Source organism: Dyella sp. 01L423 (assembly GCF_056399945.1).
On sequence record NZ_JBFTSI010000005.1, the window covers coordinates 276,332 to 299,002 of the forward strand.

Annotated in this window: 21 protein-coding genes; 10 read left to right on the plus strand and 11 right to left on the minus strand. The window is 63.8% G+C overall.

The window, feature by feature from the left end; genetic code table 11:
• The first annotated feature begins 5 nt into the window (after positions 1 to 5).
• The 3 genes from AC1DMY_RS15435 (at position 6) to AC1DMY_RS15445 (ending at position 5,008) form a co-directional block, all read left to right on the plus strand.
• Entirely contained in the window at positions 6 to 470 is a 465-nt protein-coding gene (locus AC1DMY_RS15435; RefSeq protein ID WP_477165811.1) for a MarR family winged helix-turn-helix transcriptional regulator, read from the plus strand.
• Between the two features lie 297 nt (positions 471 to 767).
• Positions 768 to 1,898, plus strand: a complete 1,131-nt coding sequence (locus tag AC1DMY_RS15440; protein ID WP_477165812.1) for an efflux RND transporter periplasmic adaptor subunit — start codon at positions 768 to 770, stop codon at positions 1,896 to 1,898.
• An 8-nt stretch (positions 1,899 to 1,906) separates the two neighbouring features.
• Positions 1,907 to 5,008 (plus strand): efflux RND transporter permease subunit, encoded by a 3,102-nt coding sequence (locus tag AC1DMY_RS15445; protein WP_477165813.1) that lies wholly within the window; start codon positions 1,907 to 1,909, stop codon positions 5,006 to 5,008.
• 163 nt (positions 5,009 to 5,171) lie between these two features.
• On the opposite strand, the gene AC1DMY_RS15450 is transcribed toward AC1DMY_RS15445, so the two are convergent.
• From AC1DMY_RS15450 to AC1DMY_RS15460, 3 genes are all read right to left on the minus strand, one after another.
• Complete coding sequence (locus tag AC1DMY_RS15450; RefSeq protein WP_477165814.1) at positions 5,172 to 6,611, minus strand: M20/M25/M40 family metallo-hydrolase; 1,440 nt, start codon at positions 6,609 to 6,611, stop codon at positions 5,172 to 5,174.
• A gap of 140 nt (positions 6,612 to 6,751) precedes the next feature.
• On the minus strand, positions 6,752 to 7,168 hold the full coding sequence (gene mscL / locus AC1DMY_RS15455) for a large-conductance mechanosensitive channel protein MscL (RefSeq protein ID WP_477165815.1): 417 nt from the start codon (positions 7,166 to 7,168) through the stop codon (positions 6,752 to 6,754).
• Positions 7,169 to 7,247: 79 nt separating this feature from the next.
• Positions 7,248 to 7,934 (minus strand): fumarylacetoacetate hydrolase family protein, encoded by a 687-nt coding sequence (locus tag AC1DMY_RS15460; protein ID WP_477165816.1) that lies wholly within the window; start codon positions 7,932 to 7,934, stop codon positions 7,248 to 7,250.
• Between the two features lie 226 nt (positions 7,935 to 8,160).
• Here AC1DMY_RS15460 and AC1DMY_RS15465 point away from each other — a divergent pair, with 226 nt between their 5' ends.
• From AC1DMY_RS15465 to AC1DMY_RS15485, 5 genes are all read left to right on the plus strand, one after another.
• Entirely contained in the window at positions 8,161 to 9,408 is a 1,248-nt protein-coding gene (locus tag AC1DMY_RS15465; RefSeq protein ID WP_477165817.1) for an efflux RND transporter periplasmic adaptor subunit, read from the plus strand.
• Between the two features lie 72 nt (positions 9,409 to 9,480).
• The gene (locus AC1DMY_RS15470; protein ID WP_441604476.1) at positions 9,481 to 10,167 is read left to right on the plus strand and encodes an ABC transporter ATP-binding protein; all 687 of its coding nucleotides are present in this window, start codon (positions 9,481 to 9,483) and stop codon (positions 10,165 to 10,167) included.
• Positions 10,168 to 10,177: 10 nt separating this feature from the next.
• On the plus strand, positions 10,178 to 11,344 hold the full coding sequence (locus AC1DMY_RS15475; RefSeq protein WP_477165818.1) for an ABC transporter permease: 1,167 nt from the start codon (positions 10,178 to 10,180) through the stop codon (positions 11,342 to 11,344).
• A gap of 10 nt (positions 11,345 to 11,354) precedes the next feature.
• Positions 11,355 to 12,674, plus strand: coding sequence for an ABC transporter permease (locus tag AC1DMY_RS15480; protein ID WP_477165819.1), 1,320 nt, complete (start codon positions 11,355 to 11,357; stop codon positions 12,672 to 12,674).
• 94 nt (positions 12,675 to 12,768) lie between these two features.
• The gene (locus AC1DMY_RS15485; protein WP_477165820.1) at positions 12,769 to 13,854 is read left to right on the plus strand and encodes an alpha/beta hydrolase; all 1,086 of its coding nucleotides are present in this window, start codon (positions 12,769 to 12,771) and stop codon (positions 13,852 to 13,854) included.
• On the opposite strand, the gene yedA is transcribed toward AC1DMY_RS15485, so the two are convergent.
• From yedA to AC1DMY_RS15500, 3 genes are all read right to left on the minus strand, one after another.
• Complete coding sequence (gene yedA / locus AC1DMY_RS15490; RefSeq protein ID WP_477165821.1) at positions 13,829 to 14,743, minus strand: drug/metabolite exporter YedA; 915 nt, start codon at positions 14,741 to 14,743, stop codon at positions 13,829 to 13,831. The two genes, AC1DMY_RS15485 and yedA, sit on opposite strands and share 26 nt — an antisense overlap.
• A 126-nt stretch (positions 14,744 to 14,869) precedes the next feature.
• On the minus strand, positions 14,870 to 15,748 hold the full coding sequence (locus AC1DMY_RS15495) for a methylated-DNA--[protein]-cysteine S-methyltransferase (RefSeq protein WP_477165822.1): 879 nt from the start codon (positions 15,746 to 15,748) through the stop codon (positions 14,870 to 14,872).
• A gap of 165 nt (positions 15,749 to 15,913) precedes the next feature.
• Complete coding sequence (locus AC1DMY_RS15500) at positions 15,914 to 16,186, minus strand: hypothetical protein (RefSeq protein ID WP_477165823.1); 273 nt, start codon at positions 16,184 to 16,186, stop codon at positions 15,914 to 15,916.
• Between the two features lie 78 nt (positions 16,187 to 16,264).
• Here AC1DMY_RS15500 and AC1DMY_RS15505 point away from each other — a divergent pair, with 78 nt between their 5' ends.
• Positions 16,265 to 16,609, plus strand: a complete 345-nt coding sequence (locus AC1DMY_RS15505; RefSeq protein WP_477165824.1) for a Rieske (2Fe-2S) protein — start codon at positions 16,265 to 16,267, stop codon at positions 16,607 to 16,609.
• A gap of 56 nt (positions 16,610 to 16,665) precedes the next feature.
• Here the strand turns inward: AC1DMY_RS15505 and AC1DMY_RS15510 are convergent, their stop codons facing one another.
• The 5 genes from AC1DMY_RS15510 to AC1DMY_RS15530 all read right to left on the minus strand — a co-directional run bounded on the left by AC1DMY_RS15510 (position 16,666) and on the right by AC1DMY_RS15530 (position 21,868).
• Entirely contained in the window at positions 16,666 to 18,753 is a 2,088-nt protein-coding gene (locus tag AC1DMY_RS15510) for a YjbH domain-containing protein (protein ID WP_477165825.1), read from the minus strand.
• Positions 18,754 to 18,833: 80 nt separating this feature from the next.
• Complete coding sequence (locus AC1DMY_RS15515; RefSeq protein ID WP_477165946.1) at positions 18,834 to 19,610, minus strand: capsule biosynthesis GfcC family protein; 777 nt, start codon at positions 19,608 to 19,610, stop codon at positions 18,834 to 18,836.
• Positions 19,610 to 20,314 carry a YjbF family lipoprotein gene (locus AC1DMY_RS15520; protein ID WP_477165826.1) on the minus strand — a complete coding sequence of 235 codons (705 nt, stop codon included), beginning with the start codon at positions 20,312 to 20,314 and terminating at the stop codon, positions 19,610 to 19,612. The genes AC1DMY_RS15515 and AC1DMY_RS15520 overlap by 1 nt, the downstream gene beginning before the upstream one ends.
• Before the next feature lie 47 nt (positions 20,315 to 20,361).
• Complete coding sequence (locus AC1DMY_RS15525; protein ID WP_477165827.1) at positions 20,362 to 21,462, minus strand: polysaccharide biosynthesis/export family protein; 1,101 nt, start codon at positions 21,460 to 21,462, stop codon at positions 20,362 to 20,364.
• Between the two features lie 82 nt (positions 21,463 to 21,544).
• Positions 21,545 to 21,868, minus strand: coding sequence for a hypothetical protein (locus AC1DMY_RS15530; protein ID WP_477165828.1), 324 nt, complete (start codon positions 21,866 to 21,868; stop codon positions 21,545 to 21,547).
• Positions 21,869 to 22,175: 307 nt separating this feature from the next.
• On the opposite strand from AC1DMY_RS15530, the gene AC1DMY_RS15535 reads away from it, so the two are divergent.
• The gene (locus tag AC1DMY_RS15535; RefSeq protein WP_477165829.1) at positions 22,176 to 22,616 is read left to right on the plus strand and encodes a low molecular weight protein-tyrosine-phosphatase; all 441 of its coding nucleotides are present in this window, start codon (positions 22,176 to 22,178) and stop codon (positions 22,614 to 22,616) included.
• Positions 22,617 to 22,671 lie beyond the last annotated feature (55 nt).

The window sequence follows — 22,671 nt, forward strand, 5'->3', positions numbered from 1 at the left end:
TCGCCATGACTAAGGCAGAAGACATTTCGTTTGGCTATTTGCTCAACGATGTCACCTTGCTGTTCCGCAAGCACTTCGACAGGCGCGCCGTGAAATTCGGGTTGACCCGCGCCCAGTGGCGGGCCACCAAGATGCTCTACCACCGCGAAGGCCTGCGCCAGACCGAGTTGGCCGAATCCTTGGAGATGGAGCCGATCGCGGTGGGCCGGGTGATCGATCGCCTGCAAGCTGCCGGTTTCGTCGAGCGCCGCCCCGACCCCAAGGACCGCCGCGCGTGGCGGCTGTATGTCACCGACCAGGCTCGCGGCGTCATCGCCGACATGGAGCTGATCGCCAAGGGCGTGCGCAAAGACGCCACCCAGGGTATCAGCGTGCCTGAGCTGGAACAGGCGCTGGGCGTACTCAACCGCATGAAGGAAAACCTGCAGGCGCTGGACAACGGCGTCAGCCCCGACGACGGCGAAGCCTGATCCGCCACCCCAGGCCTTTTGGCAGGTGTGCGTCATGCTGTCGTCACACTATGTTGCGATGAACATGTCGTCTGCCTGACGGCGGACGGTTTGCCAAGTGCTGTCGGTCGTGCGGGTCACGGACGCTGGCTGCATCACAATGCCTGGTGCGACGCACCGGGGAAATGAGGGATGCCCATGTAAAGAGGGCATGCTTCGGTGCGGCATTCCCCTTTTTTGGACAGGCAGCGCAGCCTTTTGTGGCGGCGTCCCGGCGCATGACGGGTGCGCCGGTAGCGGTGGGTGGTCGGAGACATCATGCAAGGTTCGTCCCGCAAGAAACTCGTAGTGCTGGCAGCGATCATCGTTGCCGTGATCGTGGCTGCGCAGATGTTCCGCGGCGGCGAGCGTGCCGCAGCCAAAACGCCTGCCACGCCGACTTCGGTGCCGGTGAAAGTGGCCAGCGCGCACCGCGGCGATCTCGATCTCACCTTGAAGGTGATTGGTCGCGCCGAAGCCTTTTCGACAGTGAACGTGCAGGCGCGCGTCAGCGGCCAATTGCAGGCCTTGCTGTTCAAGCCCGGCGGGCAGGTGAAGCAAGGCGACACCATCATCCGCATCGATCCCAGCCTGCTGCAGGCGCAGCTCGACCAGGCGCTGGGCAATCAGGCCAAGGACCAGGCGCAGCTCGACAACGCCAATACCGTCATCAAGCGTTACCAGCCCCTGCTCGGCAAGGGCTATGTCTCGCAGATGGACTACGACACGTACAAGGCCAACCAGAGCATCTACACCGCGGCGGTGAAAGCAGACCAGGCGGCCGTGGAACTGGCGCGCACGCAGCTGAGCTACACCCAGATCCAGGCGCCGTTCGACAGCATCGCCGGCGCACCGCTGGTCTATCCCGGCGCGCAGCTCACTGCCAATGACACCTCGATCGTCGTGCTCAATCAGATACGCCCGATCCACGTGACCTTCTCCGTACCCGAGACGGGCCTGGATGGCATCAAGGCCAGCATGACGCGCGGCAAGGTGCCCGTGGCCGTGAACATTCCCGGCACCAAGTCGGCACCGATGGGTGCCGAGCTGGACTTCATCAACAACTCGGTGGATACCACCACCAGCACCATCCAGCTCAAGGCGCGCTACGCCAACGACGACGACCGGCTCACGCCGGGACAGTTCGTGGAAGTGGCGTTGCCGACCACGCGCCTGAGCAACGTGGTGACAGTGCCGGTAGTCGCCTTGCAGAACTCGCCGCTGGGCAGCTTTGTGTTCGTGGCGAACGCGGACGGCACGGTGCAGCAGCGCATGGTGACGGCCGGCCCCACCACGGGCGCGCAGATCGTCATCGAGAAGGGCTTGAACGGCAACGAGACGGTGGTGACGGACGGCCAGCTGCTGCTGGTCGACGGCGCCCACGTGCACGTCGTGACTGACAAGGGCTGAGGCAGCACATGAACCTGCCTGCCCTGTGCATACAACGCCCGGTGATGACCACGCTGCTGATGGTGGCGTTGCTGGTGTTCGGCGTGGTGGCGTATCCGAAGCTGCCGGTCAACGAACTGCCCAATGTGGACTTCCCCACCATCACGGTGAGCGCCAGCTTGCCGGGTGCCGCGCCGGAAACGATGGCGACGGCGGTGGCGACGCCGCTGGAAAACCAGCTCTCGACGATCGCCGGCATCCAGTCGATGACCTCGACCAGTGCGTTGGGCGCCACCTCGATCACGCTCACCTTCGAACTCGATCGCAACATCGATGGCGCGGCGCAGGACGTGCAGGCGGCTATTTCCGCCGCGCAGCGCCAGCTGCCCACCAACATGCCCACGCCACCGACCTTCCGCAAGGTGAATCCGGCAGACGCACCGATTCTCTATCTCACGTTGCGCTCGCGCACGCAGCCGCTTTCCGTGGTCGATGATTACGCCGAGACCCAGCTGGCGCAGCGCCTGTCGATGATCGACGGCGTGGCGCAGGTGAGCGTGTACGGTGCGCAGAAATACGCGGTGCGCGTGAGCGTCGACCCGCAAAAGCTGGCGGCCAGCGGCATCGGCATCGACACGGTGCAGAACGCGATTGCCGCCGCCAACGTGAACCTGGCCACGGGTTCCTTGAACGGCAATCGCCAGCTGCTGCAGATCCGTTCGGATGGCCAATTGCAGCGGGCCAATGCGTACAACAGCATCATCGTGGCCTATCGCAATGGCGCGCCTGTGCGCTTGTCCGACCTGGGCAAGGCCGAGGACAGCGTGCAGAACGACCAGGTCGCCAGCTGGTACAACGGCGAGCGCGCCATCGTGCTCGCCATCCAGCGCCAGCCGGGTTCGAACACGGTGGCTACCATCGATCGCATCCGTGCGGTGCTGCCCACGTTCGAAGCGACGTTGCCGCCGTCGATCAAACTGGCCGTGCTGTACGACCGCTCGGTATCCATCCGCGAATCGGTGAACGACGTGCAGTTCACCCTGCTGCTCGCCGGTGCGCTGGTAGTGCTGGTGATCTACCTGTTCCTGGGCAATGCATCTGCCACGCTGATTCCTGCCTTGGCGTTGCCGGTGTCCATCGTGGGTACGTTCGGCGCGATGTTTGCGCTGGGCTACAGCCTGGACAATCTTTCGCTGCTCGCCCTGACACTGGTGGTCGGCTTCGTGGTGGACGACGCCATCGTGATGCTCGAGAACATCGTGCGTCACGTGGAAGAGGGCATGGATCCGTACGAGGCGTCGCTGAAAGGCGCCAGCGAAATCGGCTTCACCATTTTCTCGATGACGCTGTCGCTGGTGGCGGTGTTTTTGCCGGTGATGTTCATGGGCGGCATTGTCGGTCGCCTGTTCCATGAGTTTGCGGTGACGCTGAGTGTGGCGATCCTGATCTCGGGCTTCGTCTCGATCACGCTTACGCCGATGCTGTGCAGTCGCTTCCTGAAGCATGCCGAGCACGAGAAGAAGGTGAAGGTCGTGCTGTGGTTCGACGCGGGTTTCGAGCGCGTGCGTCGCGGTTACGTCAGTTCGCTGACCTGGGCCGTGCATCATCCGCGCAGCATCATGGGCCTGTTCGTGGCCAGCCTGCTGGCCACCGCGGTGCTGTTCGTGGTGGTTGACAAGGACTTCATCCCGGCCGGCGACTCGGGGCAGCTCAACGTCAACGTCGAGGGTCCGGACGACACCTCGGTGTCCAGCATGGCGCAACGCCAGCAGCAATTGGCCAAGATCGTGGGCGAGGATCCGAACATCCTCAGCTATATGTCCTCGGTGGGCAGCGGTGGTGCGCGCACGACCACCAACAACGGTTCGTTGTCGCTGACGCTGAAGCCCGCCAGCGAACGCCCGCAGGGCATCAACGAAATCATCCAGGAGCTGCGCGCCAAGTTCGCCAAGGTGCCGGGCATCCGCGCCTATATCCAGAACCCACCGCCGATCCAGGTGGGCGGGCGTCAATCGAAGGCGCAGTACCAGTACACCTTGCAGTCGATCGATACGCCGTCGCTGTACGACTGGTCGGGCAAGGTGATCACCGCCTTCAGCAAGCTGCCCGGTTTCCAGGACGTCACCAGTGACCTGGATCTCAACGGCCCGTCGGTCGTGGTGAATGTGGATCGCGACAAGCTGGCCACGCTGGGTCTGAGCATGGATCAGGTCCAGACTGCGCTGGGTTCGGCGTTCGGCGCCAATCAGATTTCCACCATCTACGGCGCGTCTTCGCAGTATTGGGTGATCCTGCAGGTTTACTACGCGCTGCAGAACGATCCGGACGTGCTGTCGCAGATCTACGTCACCTCGAGCAGCGGCGGATTGGTGCCGCTCAATGCGGTGGCGAGCTTCGAGCGCAAGCCGCAGGCGCTCACCGTCAATCACCAAGGCCAGATTCCCGCCGTGACGGTTTCGTTCAATCTCGCGCCGGGCGTGAGTCTCAGCGAAGCGGTTGCGAGCATCGATGGCGCGATGAAGCAGATGAACCTGCCGCCGACCATTACCGGCAGCGTGCAGGGCACGGCGCAGGCGTTCCAGGACTCGATGCAGGGCATGGGCTTGCTGCTGGTGATGGCGCTGTTCGTGATCTATCTGGTGCTCGGGATTCTGTACGAGAGCTTCATCCATCCGTTGACGATCCTTTCCGGACTGCCGTCGGCCGGCGTGGGCGCGCTGCTGACGCTGATGATCTTCCACGCACCGCTCGATCTGTTCTCGTTCGTCGGCATCGTGATGCTGATCGGTATCGTGAAGAAGAACGCCATCATGATGATCGACTTCGCGCTGGAGAAGCAGCGCAGCGAAGGCACCGCGCCGGCGCTGGCGATCGTCGAAGCCTGCCAGGTGCGTTTCCGCCCGATCATGATGACGACCATGGCCGCGTTCGCAGGCACTTTGCCGATTGCGCTGGGGCTTGGTGCCGGTGCTGACACGCGTCGCCCGCTCGGTCTGGCCGTGGTGGGTGGCTTGCTGGTGTCGCAGGTGCTCACCTTGTATCTGACGCCGGTGATCTATTTATATCTCGATCGCTTGAATGCGCGGTTGTCGCGCAAGCGGCGCGTGGGCGAAGCCGAAGCAGCCCACTGAGCGTCACCTCACCTCCTGTGGGAGCGCACCCTGTGCGCGACTGCGGCGAGGCGTCGTCTCCGCTTCGTAGGTTTGTCGCGCACAGGGTGCGCTCCCACAGTGGATGGCTGGACAAAAAAAAGGGCGGCCGTGGGCCGCCCTCTTGATCACACGTGGTGAGCGATCACTCTTCCGCCCCGTCTCCCGCAAACGCCCCCGGTGCCGAACCGAAATCGCCATCGGCCTGCGCAGCCATATACGAGAACGCGGCATACACCGCCACGTTCTGCGCCAGCTCCTTCGGATCGATCTTGTCGAGCGTGTCGTTGGCGGTGTGGTGGTAGTCGAAGTAGTCGGTGCCGTCCTGCACCAGCGACAGCGCGGCCATGCCCTTGCCGTGCATCTGCGACAGGTCGGAACCGCCGCCGCCCGGCTTCTTGGCATCGTAGTCCACGCCGATCGGCGCCAGCACCTTGGCGATCTGCTCGATCGCGCCGCGCGCTTCGGGCTTCACGCTGGCGGTCATCAGCCACACTTTGCGCGCGCCGAAATCCGACTCGGTGCCGAGCTGGAACTTCGAGACTTCCTTGGCATGCTTGTCGGCATACGCGCGACCACCCCACAGGCCCATCTCTTCGTTGGCGAAGGCGATCACGCGAATCGTGCGGTCCGGACGCTGCGGCATGTCGTGGATAAGCTTGCCGGCGGCCATGGCGATGGCCACGCCGGCGCCGTCGTCGATAGCGCCCGTACCCGGATCCCACGAATCGAGATGGCCGCCGATCGCGACGACCTGGTCCGGATGCTTCTTGCCGGTGACTTCGCCGATCACGTTGGCGCCGGTATAGCTACCGTTGAAGCCGACATCGAGATCGAGCTTCACGCTGACGGGCTTGCCGTAGCCGAGGATGCGCGTCAGCTGGTCGGCATCGGGATTGGAGAGCGCGGCGGCGGGGATGGCCTCTTTCGGGTCGGTGAAGCCGGTCACGCCGGTATGCGGCGTGCGGCTATTGGCGTCGGTGCCGGCCGAGCGCAGCAGGAAGCCGGCAGCGCCCATCTTGGCGGCAATCACTGGACCACCGACGCGCACGCCCGAACCAATGGCGTAGTCAGCGCCATCCTTGTGACGCTGCATGTGCGCATCGACGTAGACGATCTTGCCCTTCACGCTGGCGGGGTCAGCCTTCTTGAGCGCATCGAGGCTGTCGAAGCGCACCACTTCCGCGGTGAGGCCGCCCTTGGGCGTGCCGGCCGAATAGCCCAGCGCGATCAGGTCCAGCGGCTGCGGAAACGGCGCCACGATAGCGGCGTGTTCGCTGCGGCGCTCCCACAGCGGATAGGTGACCTGCTCGGTGTAGACCTTGTCAAAGCCCAGCGCCTTGAACTTGGCGATGGCCCATTCGCGGCCGCGCTGATCGGCCGGGCCGCCAGCAATTCGCGGGCCCACTTCGGTGGTCAGCGACTCGACGATCTGGTAAGCCGTGTTGTCGTTCATCGCCTTGTCGCGCAACTGTTCGGCCGTCTTTACTGCTGCGGCGGGAACCGTGGTCTGGGTGGCGGCGTTGGCCGAGCCGATGGCAAACATCAGGCTGGCGGCGAGCAAGGTGAGCGGCAGTTGACGCATGGGGACGTTCCTTGGGCGGAAACTTCGATTATGGCCCGCGTGCCTGTGGCTGCTTAGGCCAGAAGTCACGGTGCGGGGGCAAAAACAGCAAAACAAAAAAGGCGCCGTGGGCGCCTTTTTTGCGCAATGTTCCTCGTCGCTTACTTCGGGTTCTGCGCCTTCAGCAGGTCGCGGATCTCGGTGAGCAACACCACGTCCGCCGCCGGAGGGGCGGGGGCGGCTTCCTCGCGGCGGGTCAGTTTATTGATCGCCTTGACCACCAGGAAGATCGCGAACGCAATGATGATGAACTGGATCAGGGTATTGATGAAGTTGCCGTAGCCAATAGCCACTTCGGCAATCTTGTGCGCCGGATCGGTATTGTCGGCGGGTTTGAGCACCCATTTCATCTGCGAGAAGTCGATGCCGCCGGTGAGCAGGCCGATCGGCGGCATGATGATCTGGTCCACCAGCGAGGTGACGATCTTGCCGAACGCAGCGCCGATGACCACACCGACCGCGAGGTCGATCACGTTGCCGCGCATGGCGAATTCTTTGAACTCTTTGAACATGCTCATGCATCTCTCCCTGGGCTTGATGGCAGCGACACTCTAGCGCAGCGCAATGTGGACGCGGCATGTAGCCGCGTCCGCAAGTTCAAACGACCTTGCCTTCGAGCGTGGCCACACCGGCCAGTTCCGCGTGAAACCGGTCGCCGCGCTGCATCGCTGAAACACCGGCGGGGGTACCCGTGAAGATCAGGTCGCCGGCCTTCAACTCGAACAGCGTCGACAGCAGGGCGATGATCTCGTTCACGCTGTGCACCATGTCGCCGAGACAGCCGTGCTGGCGCTCCTGGCCGTTCACGGTCAGGGTGAGTGCGGTATCGGCATCCAGCGTCACCTGGCTGGCCGGGCGCAGCGCGGAGACAGGCGCGGAATGGTCGAAGCCCTTGGCCACGTCCCACGGATGGCTCTTGGCCTTGGCCACGGCCTGCAGGTCGCGGCGGGTCAGGTCCAGTCCTACGCCGTAGCCCCAGATCAGCTGGCCGGCTTGCTCGGCGGTCAGGTCACGTCCGCCCGCGCCGAGTGCCACCACCATCTCCACTTCGTGATGAAGGTCGTGGGTCGCTTGCGGGTAGGCGACGTCGGCGCCGTCGGTGACCACGGCGTCGGCTGGCTTGGTGAAGAACAGCGGGGTGTCCTTGTCCACCGTTGCGCCCATTTCGCGGGCGTGCTCGGCGTAGTTGCGGCCGATGCAGAAGATGCGGCGCAGCGGGAAACGTTGGTCGCTGCCGACGATCGGCAGGCTCGGAACAGGCGGGGGAGAGATGGCGTATGACATGGGCCGAAAGGGTATCACTGCTGACCAGGCCTGCCAGTCCCCTGTCACGTCAGCTTTTTTCGATCCGGGCTTGCGAGTACAACCGGGCCGTTCTCTGCCCTCGATCAAGTCAGCCCGGGTGACAGCTGTCACCGCCTTTGGCTGATGAGGGCCTCTGGAGGCGGAAGAGTCGCTCCAGCATTGTGTATCGCATCATGGAACCGGCTCGGACCGGCAGGGAGAGCGTGTGGCGAATGCGGATCTATTGAAGGAACTGCGCATCGAGAAACACCTGCGCGAGGAGCATGGCCAGGGACCCGGTCGTTGGCCGTGGATCGTCGGCGGCGTGCTGCTCCTCTTGCTGGTGCTGGCCGGAGTGGCCTGGCTGCTGTTGGGCCGGCAGGCGATCGAGGTGCAGACCGCGCAGGCGCAGTCGCCGGTGGCCAATGCGGCGGCCGGTGCCGTGCTGCAGGCGACCGGATATGTCACCGCACGGCGGCAGGCGACCGTGTCGGCGCAGATCACCGGCACGCTTACCGATGTGCTGATCGAAGAGGGTGATCACGTGAAGCAAGGCCAGGTGGTAGCACGCCTCGATGACTCGCAATATAAGGCTGCTCTTGATGCGGCCCGTACGGCGGCGGCCGCCTCGCATGCCTTGGTGTCGCAGTACCAGGTGCAGCTGGCGCAGAACGAGCGCGATGCAGTGCGCAACGAAGGGCTGGCAGTGAAAGGCCTGGTCGCCAAACAGGTCGCCGAGCAATCGCGCACGCTGGTCGACAGCACGCGCGCCCAGTTGCTGTCGCAGCAGCGCAGTGCAGCCTCGGCCGATGCGCAGGTGGTGGAGGCCCGGGTGAACTTTGACTATTGCGTGATCCGCGCCCCGTTCGACGGCGTGATCACTACCAAGGACGCACAGGTCGGCGAAATCGTCTCGCCATTCTCGGCAGGTGGCGGCTTCACCCGCACCGGCGTCGGCACCGTGGTGGACATGGATTCGCTGGAAGTGGACGTAGACGTCAACGAGGCCTATATCGGCCGCGTGGAGCCGCATATGCCCGCCGAGGCCGTGCTCGACGCTTATCCGGACTGGAAGATTCCGGCTCACGTCATCGCCATTGTTCCGGCCGCCGATCGCGGCAAGGCCACCGTGAAAGTGCGCGTGGCGCTGGAGAAGAAGGATGGACGCATCGTGCCTGACATGGGCGTACGCGTGTCCTTCCTGGAAAAGAAGCAGGATGCGCCGCAGGCACAGGCTCCGCAGGGCGCACTGGTGCCGACCGCGGCCATCGCCCAGCGCGATGGCCATGGCGTGGTGTTCATCGTCAGCGGCGACACCGTGCAGCAACGCACGGTATCCGCAGCCGCCTCGAAGATTGGCGACCAGAGCCTGCTGCCGACAGGTGTGCAAGTGGGCGACACCGTGGTGGTGTCGCCGCCGGAGCCATTGAAGGACGGCGATCGGGTCAAGCTGGCGGCGAAGGCCGCACAGTAATCCTGCTCGTCAACGCGTGATCGGATGCATCGCCATGAGCGATGCCTGGCAATTCGCATCAGGAGCTAACGCATGAGCACGTTGATCGAAACCCGCGACCTTTCCAAGGTGTACGAGCGCGGCAAGCAGAAAGTGGAAGTGCTGCACCACATCAACCTCGACATCGCCGAGGGCGATTTCCTCGCGCTGATGGGACCGTCCGGCTCGGGCAAGACGACGTTGCTCAATCTGATCGGCGGCCTGGATACGCCCAGCGGCGGCAGTATCACCGTGGCTGGCCAGCGCCTCGATCAACTCGGCGGCGGCCAGCTGGCGAAGTGGCGCGCTGCGCATGTGGGCTTCGTGTTCCAGTTCTACAACCTGATGCCGATGCTGTCGGCGCAGCGCAACGTGGAGTTGCCGCTGCTGCTCACCAAGCTCTCGGCCGCGCAGCGGCGCAAGAATGCGTCGATCGCACTGCAGCTGGTGGGACTGGATGAGCGCGCGACGCATAAACCCAGCGAGCTCTCCGGCGGCCAGCAACAGCGCGTGGCGATCGCTCGCGCCATTGTTTCCGATCCCACGCTGTTGGTTTGCGATGAGCCCACGGGCGACCTCGATCGCCAGTCCGCCGAGGAAGTGCTCGGGTTGTTGCGCGTGCTCAACCGCGAGCATGGCAAGACCATCGTGATGGTCACGCACGATCCCAAGGCGGCCGAATACGCGAACCACACGCTGCATCTGGACAAGGGTACGCTGGTCGAACAGGCACTGGCGTGAGGATGCGACGATGAAATATCTCCATCTCATCTGGGCGGCGCTGTTTAGGCGCAAGACCCGCACCTTGCTCACGCTCGTCTCGATCATTGCCGCGTTTCTGCTGTTTGGCATGCTCGACGCGGTGCGCACCTCGTTCAACCAGGCGGGGCAGAGCGCCAATGGCGCACAGCGCCTGCAGACCGGTTCGAAACTCTCCTTCATCCAGACCTTGCCGCAATCGCTGGAATCGCAGATTGCGCAGGTGCCCGGCGTGAAGATGGTGACCTACGCGAACTGGTTCGGTGGCGCGTATCAGGACCCGCATAATCAAGTCTTCAGTTTCGCGGTGGAGCCGAACTACATCGATCTCTATCCGGAGATCGAGGTGAGTGCAGCCGAGCGCAAGGCGTTTGACGACACGCGCACGGGCATCCTCGTCGGCGAAAAGCTGGCCAAGCGCTTCAACTGGAAAGTAGGCGACAAGATCCCGCTGCAATCGACGATCTTCCCGGATCGCCAGGGCAGCAAGAACTGGACCTTCGACATCGTCGGCATCCTGCATTCGAAGGACAAGAAGAGCGGCGGCTTCTTCGATCAGATGCTCTTGCTGCACTGGAAGTACTTTGACGAAACCACGCCATTCAATCGCGGCACGGTGGGCTGGTATGTCACCCGCGTCAGCGACGTGAACCAGGCCGACAAGGTGGCCAAGGCGATCGACGCGATCTCGGCCAATTCCGATCACGAGACACGTACTCAGACCGAACAGGCGGCTACCGCCAACTGGATGAAGCAGCTCGCGGATATCGGCCTGATCGTGGGTTCCATCATGGGCGCGGTGTTCTTCACCCTGCTGCTGCTGTCGGGCAATACCATGATGCAGGCGGTGCGTGAGCGCACCAGCGAGCTGGCAGTGCTCAAGACGATCGGCTTCTCCAACCACGCCGTGCTTGCCATCGTGCTGGCCGAATCGGTGCTGCTGTTGTTGCTTGGCGGCGTGATCGGTCTTGGCTTGGCCTCACTGATCATTCCCATCGTGAGCGCCGGCAGCGGCGGCATGCTCAACCTGCCCAGCGTGGGCGCGGGCAGCTGGATCCTCGGCCTGGTGCTGATGATTGCGATCGGACTGCTGGTGGGCGTGCTGCCGGCCATGCGGGCGATGCGGCTGAACATCGTCGATGCGTTGGCTGGCCGCTAAGGAGAGCGATATGAAGAATTTCCTGTTCAATCTGGGTCTGCTCGTCCTTATCGCGATCGTGCTGTGGGCCTGGGTGATGCTGCCCTGGCAAGGCGTTATTTTGCTGGCGGTATTGTTCGCGCTGTGGATGGCGCTGACCCGCAGCGGACGCCGCGCGGCATCGGTGGCGAGCGTCGGCATCAGCACATTGAGGCAACGCATTGGCTCGTCTGCCGTGATCGTGATCGGCATTGCCGGCGTGGTCGGCGTGCTCGTGGCCCTGCTGGCGATGGGCGAGGGTTATGCGGAGACGCTGCGTAAAACCGGCAGCGCCGACACCGCCATCGTGATGCGTGGTTCATCGGCGGCGGAAGTGATGTCCGTGCTCGATCACGACAGTGTCACGCTGATTCCGCAGGCAGCGGGCATCGCCAAGGACGGCAAGGGGCAGCCCATCGCCTCGCCGGAGCTGGTCGTGGCCGCCAATCTTCCGCTCAAGGGCAGCAACCCGGACGACGAAGGCAGCGTGCAGTTGCGCGGCGTCGGCGACCAGGCATGGGCGGTTCGACCCAATGTGAAAGTCATTGAGGGACGCAACTTTCAGCCTGGCATGCGCGAGTTGATCGTGGGCAAGGGCGCGGCCAAGCAGTTCGAAGGTCTCACTCCGGGGCACACGGTTAAACTGGGCAATCAACAGTGGACGGTGGTTGGCGTGTTCTCATCCGGCGATGCCATGGATTCGGAAGTGTGGGGCGATGCGAGCGTGGTAGCCGACACCTATCGTCGCGGCAGCAGTCGTGCCTCGGTGATGGTGCGGTTGGCTGATCCCAAGTCCTACGACAAGTTCAAGGCCGAGCTGGAAGGCAATCCGCAGCTGAAGGTGGACGTCAGCACCACCTTGGATTACTTCAGCAAGCAGTCCGAAGGCATGACCAAGGTGATCAAGGTCGTCGGCATCACGGTAGGCCTGATCATGGCCATCGGCGCCATGTTCGGCGCGCTCAACACCATGTTCGCGGCCGTCGCCGCCCGTGCACGCGAAATCGCCACCTTGCGTGCGATCGGTTTCCGCGGCTTGCCCGTGGTGGTCGCGGTGATGTTGGAAACCATGTTGCTCGCGCTGATCGGCGGCTTGCTCGGCGGCCTGCTCGCCTGGGTGATCTTCAACGGCTACAGCGCTTCGACGCTCGCTGCGGGCACGGTGGGTAAGCTGAGCTTCGAGTTGCGCGTGTCGCCGGCGCTGCTGTGGACGGGCCTCAAATGGGCACTCGCCATCGGATTCATCGGTGGCATCTTCCCGGCTATCCGCGCCGCACGATTGCCGGTGACCACGGCGTTGCGCGAACTGTAAGAGCGGCGGTGGCGCGGCCTCGCCGCGCCACCGCTTGCGAATCCGACGGCGCCGCGCAACGCTGGCGCCGTCGGTGACGCCTTGGGAGATCGTCATGCGCAAGGGATATGCGATGGGGCTGGTGCTGCTGCCCTGGCTTGCCGGTTGTGCAAGCTATGTGACCGATAAGATTGAACATCCGGCGCGCAGCCATACGTCGCTGCAACTCGCCATCCACGAAAACCTGCGGCAGCAGGGCTTTGTGCACGCATCGATACGTACTCCCGATGGTGTGCGCATTGCCTATTGGCTGGGTCAACCGCATGCATACGTCACGCATGAAACCTTCAGGGCATCCGCCGACGGCACGAGTCTCCAATGGCAGTGGCAAATGCCGCAGGCGCCCTTCGACGATTCGAAGCTCCCCGTAAAAGGCAGCATCGTGTTGCTCCACCCGTGGGAAGGCGAGGGCGCCATGCTGGCGACCTGGGCCTATCGGTTTGCATCGGCAGGCTACGTGACGGTGATGCCGGATCTGCGCGGCCAGGGTGATTCGGACGTCGTGCCAGTCGGCTACGGGCCGCGCGAAGGCAAGGACGTGGCCGAACTGGTGCGCAGTCTTCGTGCATCGGGCCGGTTGCCTCAGCCGTTCTTCCTGATGGGCGTGTCCTATGGCGCGACCGCGGCGGTATTCGCGGCCAGCGAGCTCGCTAATGTCGACGGTGTGATTGCGCTGGAACCGTATGGCAATGCGGCCGATGTCATTCGTCGCGCGCCATCGACGGGCTTGTTCGGTCCTCGTTGGCTGGGCCATGCGATAGGCGGATCCAGCGTGGATGCGGCCATAGCACGCGCATCCAGCGATCTGGGCGTCGATCTGGAACACATCGACACCGCAAGCGCGTTGCAGCTCGCGCCGTGCACTTTGCTGCTGCGCGGCGCTGGCGACCCGCTCGTGTCGGCGACGGCCTTGAAAGCACTGGCTGCCAGTTCACCGCAGGCGCGCTATGTCGAAGTATCGAGCGAAAATCATCTCAGCCTGCCGTTGCGCACAGACCGCCTGATGCAACCCCTGCTCGACTGGATGCATGCCTTAGCGTCACCTCACACGGCATGCCCGACCTTGACTCCGCTGCCCGCGTCGGAAAGCGCGGGCTCCAGAACAGCTCCGGGAGTCAGCGGCGTTGGCGGGCCAAGGTAATGGCGCCCACGCCTAGCAGGATGATGGCCATGCCGATCAAGTCATACGGTCCCACGCTTTCACCGGCGAGCAACACGCCGAACAGCACGGCCACCGGCGGGTTCACGTAGGCATAGCTGGTCGCCAGGGCAGGGCGCGCGTGCTTGAGCACATACAGGAAGGCGCTGAACGCGATGATGGAGCCGAACACCGCAAGATAGACCAGCGCCGCAGTGGCGCGCGCGGTGGGATGGGCGGGAAGCTGTTCGCCGCTGGCAAAGCCCACGATCAACATGGCCACGCTTGCGCAGAGCATCTGCGCCGCGGTGTTCATCGGGCCGGCCGGCATATCCTGCCGGCGGCTCCAGGTGGCGCCGAAGGCCCAGCTCATCGCGGCGACCAATAGAGCGATGGCGCCAAGACGCGAACCGGAAAGACCGGCGCCCAGGTTGAGCACGATCACGCCCACGAAACCAATCACCAGACCCACTGCTTCACGGCGCGACGGCCATTCACGATAGAGACCAGAAAACAGCGCCGCGAACAGCGGCATGCTGGCCACTGCCACGGCGGCAATACCCGAGCTCACCCGCTGCTCGGCAAAGCACACCAGGCCATTGCCCACGCCCAACAGCAAAATGCCGGTGATGGCTGCGTTGCGCCACTGGCGGGCCGAGGGAAGCGCCACACCGCGCAGGCGAAGGAAGGCAAACAGCGCAATGCCGGCGCCCAGGAAACGGATGCCCGCGAGCAGGAAGGGCGGGTAGCTTTCCAGGGCATAGCGAATGCCCAGGTAGGTCGAGCCCCAGATGATGTACAGCGCGAACAGCGCCAAAGGCACCAGCACGCGTGGGTCGGCCAAGGATGCTGGCGCCGCAGGAGCGACGGAGGTGGTCGTGGTATCTGTCATGGCAGGCTGCGCGGGGAGCATCGCGGGGTGGATGCCGCTCATAGTTTACAGGCACATCCAACATAGTCCCGGCGCAGCGGCGGCAGAAGCGAGGCTTCCGCAAGGCAGCGTTGAGCGCCGCTCAAGTCAGGCGGCCGAGCGCTTGCCTTCTCGGTGGCCGCCACGCTGCTCGCTGGCAAGCAACTCCCGCTTGCGCTCCACGCCCCAGCGCCAGCCGCCGAGCGAGCCGTCTTCGCGGACGATGCGATGGCACGGCACGATCAAGGCGAGCCGGTTGTTGCCGCAGGCATTGCCGATGGCGCGGGCGGCCCGGGGCATGCCCAGTTCCGCGGCCAGTTCGCCATAACTCTTGGTGGTACCGGCGGGAATCCGCGTGAGCGCGTTCCACACACGCCATTGGAATGCCGTGGCGGCGACATCGAGCGGCGGGAGATCTGGCGCATCGGCCGTGCTCCAGCCGAGTTCGCGAGCGATGCGCGCGATCACCGCCTCCAGCCACTCCTCGCGACCGGCATCCACGCGCTCGCGTGTCGCGTGAGGGAATTCGTCAGCGAGTCGCTGTTCGAGCTCCGCATCAGTATCGCCCAAGGTCACCGAGCAGATGCCGCGGGACGTGGTCGCGACCAGCAGGCGGCCCAGGGATGTCTCGGTGGTGGTATAGCGGATCGCGGCGCCCGCACCGCCGGCGCGATAACTGGCGGGCGTCATGCCGAGCAGCCGGTCGCTATGTTCGTAGACGCGGCTGCCGGAGCCGAAGCCGGCGTCGTAGACCGCATCGGAGACCGCCGCGCCCTGGCGCAACGCCGTCTTGAGCTGGCCGAATCGGCGTGCGCGGTGATACTCCGCCGGGCTCATGCCGTAGCGGCGACGAAAAGCCCGTTGCAGATGGCTGGGACTGAGGCTGGCGGCCTCGGCCAGCGCCTGCAGGGTAGGCGCCTCGTCGGCGCTTTCCAGCAGCTGGCGGACCTGTTCGAGCGTGGATTCGTTGGTGTGGCGCGTCGTCATGGTGGACATCCGAAGAACCGATGAGTCCAGCCTAATGCCGCCCTTGCTGGCCAGCCATCCGGATCTTGCGCGGGCGGGCATCCTTGGCGCATGGCACAACGCCGACGTCGGCCGTGCCGACGTTTCAGGACTTGCGTATGGCCGGATGGCCCGCAGGCCGGATCATCAATGCGCGACGTGATGCGTGCGCTGCAGCACCACGAATTCGCCTTCGATGACTTCGGGCTTGTGGCTGCGCGTGCCTACAGGCGACACGGCACTGCGCTTGCGCGACCATTGGCGCAGCGCGAATACCATCGCGCCTCCAATCAGCAGCACGCTCGCTACCACGAGACCGAACACCAGCAGGATGCCCACCACGGCGAGACCCACGAGCAGCGACAAAGCGCGGATCAGGGGATGGCGGGAGCGACGCGGCATGGGCAGTGAAAAGCGCATGTGTTAAAAATCCGTGTGGTAAAATCAACGACTTACGTGCGTAACGATGGGGCCTTAGGGCGAAAGAGGCAAGTGCCGATGGATACAGCGACACCCGACCAGGCGCTTTGCCGACTGGACGATATTCCCGATGGCGGCGCCATCGCCGTTGATGCCGTCCTGCGCGACGGCGAGGAGAGCGTGATCGTGCTGCGTCGCGATGACGCGGCGTATGCCTATCTCAATATTTGTCCGCACGCCGGACGCCGCCTGGACTGGGCGCCGGGCAAGTTCCTGATCAAGGGCAACTTGCTGATCTGCGCCGCGCATGGCGCGTCATTCCAGGATGTCGATGGGCTTTGCATCGGCGGCCCCTGCCGCGGCGAGCATTTGCGCAGCGTGGGCGTGCGCGTTACCGATGGCGAGGTATGGCTCGACGGCTGAGGCGCGCGCCGAGTCATTCGCAGACGATGGCCCGGCGTGTATCCGGGCCTGAGTCGTTACTCGATGATCTTGTCGAGATTGCTGTTGAAGTTGTCCAGATCGCGATCGCTGGTGAGCGAATAGAGCGAGTAACGCCGGCCCAAGCTCGCGCCGCCGTCGCGGATCAGCGGATCCCAGACAAACGTCGCGCGCGACAGCGTGGAGCGGGGCAGCATCAGGTCGAAGGGAATCGACACATAGATGCCCTTGTCGAAGCTGCCTTCGCCAAACTGCGCTGCCGATACATTGGTCTTGGTCGCGTACGCGCCCATGCGCACGCCGTTGCGGAACTCGCGCGATACGTCGACCGTCGCGCCCCAGTCGCCCGCCAGATAACGACCGGCGCTGACCGAGACGAGCACGTCCTTGTAACCCAGGTCGAAATAGCCGGTCACGTGGCCGGTGACCACGTGATAACCGCGGAACGAGAAGTCCTGGTCGTAGCCGCGCTGCTTGACCCAGTTGATGTCCGAACCGATCGCCCAGCGCTCGCCAAACGGGCGATAGAGCACTTCGCCGCCCACGCCGCCAAACATGCTCTCCAGCATGCCTGCGTATGCCATGCCGTACAGATCCTGACCAAGCTGCCGCGTGCCGGTCAGCTGGAAGATCGGCATGGTGATGGTCGAGCTGGTGATGTACTTGCGCACATCGGTGCGCACGCGGGGCAGGTCGCTGGGCGCGTCGTATTTGAACTTGTCGTAGTTGTCGAGCAGATCCACCGACGCCACGCCGCTCCACCAAAGATTGGGCGTGAAGTGGAAATCGATGTTGTAGATGGCGGCGATCTGATAGAGCAGGAAAGCGTCCGGGCCGCCGAGACTCTGCGCATAGGCCAGCGCAAACGACTGGTCGAAACGCTTGAGCGGGGCGCGATACAGCACATCATCATTACGCGGCGTCGGCGCGTTCTGCTCCACGCTTTGGCGGAACTCGCCCAGCGAGATGTCGTGATCCAGCAGCTCATCGAAGCGCTGGCGGTTGACGCTGGTCTCTGCCGTTGTGAGGCCTTCCTGCTGCTCAGCGATGGTGAACCAGTCGATGCCGGCACCAAGCTCGTTGTCGAGCACGCGCGCCGCACGGCCCACGCTCTTGGCACTATAGAAATAAGTTTCCTGCTCGCCCTTCACCACGACCTCGCTGCCGCGACGGGTGATGCTCGACACCTGGATGCCTGCGTTGTCGCGCAGCGTGCGCGCGACGTTCGCCCAGTCGACCTGCTCCGGCGATTGCGTCGCCGCTGCGGTGTTTCGCTTGGGCGGCGGGGGATCCAGCAACTTGGTTGGGCCGGTGCCTTCGGCCATGTTCGCGTGCAGGGTCAGGCCCAACATCACCGTGTTGCCGCGCTCCAGTGCCACGCTCAGGTCGAGGTTGTGACTTGGGCGAAACACGGCGCCGACGTTCACGGGCGAACTCTGCCGCTGATTGTTGAATCTTGGCTCGTGTTGGTAGTTGTTCCCGTCGTACTCGGCTTTGAGGAGCAACCAGGTCCATGGGGTCTGATAGCTAATGCCGCCAAATAGTGCGGCTGGTCCGCGGAAATAATAGTTTCCGCCAAATTTACCGGCATTATTTACGTTGCTGGTTGCGATGGGGCGAGTATTGAAGCGATCACTGAAAATTGAAAACGGATTGGATATGTCACCACGAGCGCCGAGATAACCCCATCCCATGCCCAGACTTGCATCGATAGGGCCAAGACGCTTGCTCATGACGACATATTCGCCGGAAAAAAGCCCGGTGCCGCCAATATCACGGGCACCGACGCTAAGGTCCGGGAGATAGCGGCTCTCGGTGAAGAGCCGAACCTTTACGTCGATCGACTTGTCTTTGTAGCTTTGGTGGCCGCTCAAGGAAGCCTGCCCATACAAAAGATTGCTCACCGCGGTGTACCGGAAGATGCCTTCCAGCCACGGCAACGGCTGCAGCGAAACGTTGTAGCGGTCGTACGGCTGCACGTGGCTCGCCGTCAGTGCGATTTCACCTTCGTCGGCCATGCGCGCAGTCGGTGTCTGCCACAGGCCAACACCGCCAAAATCACTTTGCGTGGGTGCGTTGTCGGCATACGCCGTACCCAGCAGCAAACCGCCGACGAGTGGCAGCAAGCAACCGCAGCGGCGCCGCAGCTGACTGCGGCCTCGGGACGTGGTGGTGATCCCCGAGGGACGTCCTGTCCGCTTGCGCATTATCGATCGCCTTCCGCCGCGTGCAGCGGCTGGGTGGCCAGAAAGGCCGCCAGTTCCTGGTTCAGCTCCGGCGACACGCTGTGCAAGCCGGTTTCGCGCAGCGGCACATAGATCACCGCGCCTGGCGCCAACGGCATGGGTTGGCCGCGATTCCATAGACCCGCACCCTGCTTCGCGACGCGGCCATCCGGTTGAATCACGAAGATCCAGTCACCGTCGGCCTGATCGGACGGTTTGCAGGCGTCGAGATAGTCCGGCGCGTTTTGCAGCGCCACAAGCGGCAATACGCAAGTCTGCTTCACTGCGCCAACCACTCGGATGGTGGTCGGGCGGCGCGGATAAAAGAGTGTGTCGCCTTCGCCGACAGGGCGATTCTCGGCAGCATTCACTTCCACGGAGCGCGGGTCGAGCAAGGCCACTTCACGCCCTGTCACGGGCATCGGCTGCAACCAGTCGTGTAGTGAGGCGAGGGTGTCGGCCAAGGCGGACCGGCCATCGCGCAGCGCCTGCAGTCGCGCGCTATCGAGGTCGAACAGCAGGCCGGCTTTCAGGCGCGTCTGTTCCACCTGGTGCGAGGGTCGCTGCCACGACGCGCCCAGCGGATAGGCATCAGCGCTCAAAGGACTGGCCAGGGCCGCATCGCTCAGGCGCGCGTGACCGGAAAGTTGCTTCAGGCCAGGAGCCACCACGGCACCGGTGATCCGGACATCCACCGCGTAGGCGGCGAACGGGAAGATCATTGCCGCAAGCAGCATGCGGACGAAGTGTCGGTGCATCACGCTTTGCTCCCGCGATACGGGCGCAGCTGCACCAGCTTGATGGTCATGCCTGGCATGACTTCCTGCTCGCTCATCCACACGAAGCCGTCGCTGGGATCGACCCAGTAGCGGTTGCTGACGCGATAGCCGGCGGCCTTGGCGGATACTTCTTCGGTCACCTGCAGAACGCGGTGCGGCGTACCGAGGATGTCGATGCTGGTTTCGCCAGCGGGCTTCAGCGTCGCGTGCACCGGAATGCCGTAGCGATAACCCGGCGACCAGTCGTCGATGCGGTCGTAGCTGGCGGTGGCGCCCAGTGTTTGCAGGCCACGGACGAAAGGATCGTTGGCTGGGTCGATTCGGCTGCCATCGAGATTCTGTGCAAGACCGATGGTCTGCACCACGCGCCCGTCTTCCAGCACGAGGGCAACGCCGCTCGTGCCGTACCAATACTGGCGCGCACCGACCACGTTGCCGAGGATCAGAATCGCGTCACCGTGCGCGGTGATGGCGCGCATCTGGAAATAGGGCTTGGCTTGCACCTGCTCGGCGGTGGGCGCCAGCTTGGGTGATCCGTTCCAAACCAGACGCATGGTATCCACGGTGGAACGCGAGACACTGGTACATCCGGCGAGCAGCAAGCCCGCCGCCGCCATCACGGCAAGTCGCTCCACGCATTGGCGCGCGAACGAACGATGCCCTCGCGCGAGACGCAAGGGCATCGCAAAGGCCGGCTCGCGCCGGCCGTGTTTCGGGCGCCGCGACAACATTAGTGGTCGAGGTTGTACGAGGCGTTGGCCGCGTTGCTGATGATGCCGGTCAGCGGCAGTAGCTGGGACAGGAACCGGTTCCAACGCGTCACGTCGGCGGGCCCAACGAACACCACATCGCCCGGCTTCACCTTGAACTGGTCCGCCAGGATGAAGGCATCCGGCGAGCGCGCGTCCAACTGATAGACCGTGCCCCTGGCCGTGTCCAGATCCTCGATGCCGCGGATCACATACACCGCCTTGCCCTTGGAGGTGGATGGATTGAGTCCACCGGCACGGCCCAGCGCCTGGGTCAGGGTGAGGTCGGTGGTCTTGAACGTGAGCGCCATTGGGCGGTTCACTTCGCCAATGACGTAGACCTCATGGCGGTCGTTGTACGGCAGAAACAGTCGGTCGCCTGGCTTCAGGTACACGTCCTGAGCCATCGCCTTGTTGGTGTTCAGCGCATCAAGATCGATTCGGTAGTCGCGACCGTCGCGCGAGAGCACGAGGCCCGAGAGATCGGCCTGCTCGGTGTTGATCGTCGCCGCGCCCAGCGCCTGGGCCAGCGTCGTAGGAATGGCGGTGATCGGCTGCGGGTCGGTCTTGACGAAAGCGCCCTGGAAGGTCACGCGCTGGCTGCCATAACCAATGACGTTGACGTCAACCTGCGGCTTCTCCACGTATTTGGCCAGCTTGTCGCTGATGGCCTTGCGCAGGTCCTCGATGGTCAGGCCGGACACCTTCAGTTCGCCCACATAGGGGTAGAACAGCGTGCCGTCGGAACGCACGAGACGACCGTTGGCGAGTGTCTGCTGCTGCGGGCCGGCAGGCGAAGTCAGCTCCGGGTGATCCCACACCGTGATGTACAGCGTGTCGCCTGCGCCGATGCGGTAGGAGTCGGGCTTGTAAGCAAGCAGCTCCGACGGCAGCGCCGATGCGGCGCGCCCAGCCTTGTCCATCGCCAACTGCTTGGGCGTGATGGGCACGATGTCGACGCGACTGTTCTCGTCCCCACTGCGCGTCATGCTGTGTGTGGACATGTGCTGGCCGGGAGCCCAAATGCAGCCGTGCAGCAGGAGGGTCGCGGCGGCGAGCGCCACGGCAGTGCGTACGTTCATGACTTCGGTTTCTTTGAGTTACAGACAGCACACAACCGTGCCGGACGAATCCAGCACGGATGTGTCATGTACTGCGGAGTGGTTAGTGGGTGCCGGTGGTGCCGGTCGTACCCGTGGTGCCGCCCGTGCCGCCGGTACCACCGCCGCTCGGCGGGGTGTTCTGGTTACCGTGGCTATCGCTGCCACCGCCGGCGACGGCCGTGGCCACTGCGGCCGCGCCAAGCACGGCAGCGCCGACATAAGCCGCCGTCAGGGTGCCACTGGCTGCGCCGGAAGCACCGGCTGCGCCTGCCGCGCCAGCCTGCGGGGCTGCTTCCGGAGCCGGAGCGGCCGGAGCCGGAGCGGTCTGGGCAAAGCTCTGGCCGATCATGGCCGTCATCAAAACAACAGCAAGCAACTTCTTCACGAGAACTCCATTCTGGTGGTGATCGGGCACATCTAAACACAACCTTACCGGAAAATGAACGGGACGATCTTGATTAGCAATCGGTGACGGCCATCAAACTTGTGGCTATGATTGTAAGCTGAGCGCAAGAGATCTGTTGATATTTTGTGATCTGATTCACTTGACGGGCAAGGAGTTGCGCCTCCCGTCCAGATAACAAGATCGGCATACGACGCGTTCTTACAGGGGTCTGCCAGTACGACCAAGCACGCGCCTAGCGCGAGGCTGGCGCGTGGGCAGTGGTCGCGTATTGGAAGAGTTGGTGTTTGTGTTCAAACGGATTTTGATCGTCTGCGTGGGGAACATCTGCCGTAGTCCTACGGCCGAATACCTGTTCCGTCATCACCTCTCCGCGGCTGGTGCTTCCATCGAAAGCGCCGGCCTGGGCGCGTTGGTGGGCAAGCCGATGGATGCGCAGGCCCTGAATATTCTGGGTGAGCACGACGTGGATGGAGGAGCGCACCGTGCGCGCCAGGTCACGGCATCGATGCTCCGCGACACCGACCTGGTGCTGGCCATGGAACGCGAACACGTCGGCAGCCTGATGCGCATGGCGCCCGAGGCCAGCGGCAAAGTGATGCTGTTGGATCGCTGGGGGCAGGGCGGCGATATCCCCGACCCGTATCGCCAAAGTCGCGAAGCATTCGAACACGTTTACCAGTTGATTGATGGCGCTGTGCAGAAATGGCTGCCGTACTTGCGAACGTAGCGGCGCGAGAAATAGGTAAGAAAGTACCCAAAAAAGCAGTATCGGAGAGTTCCGA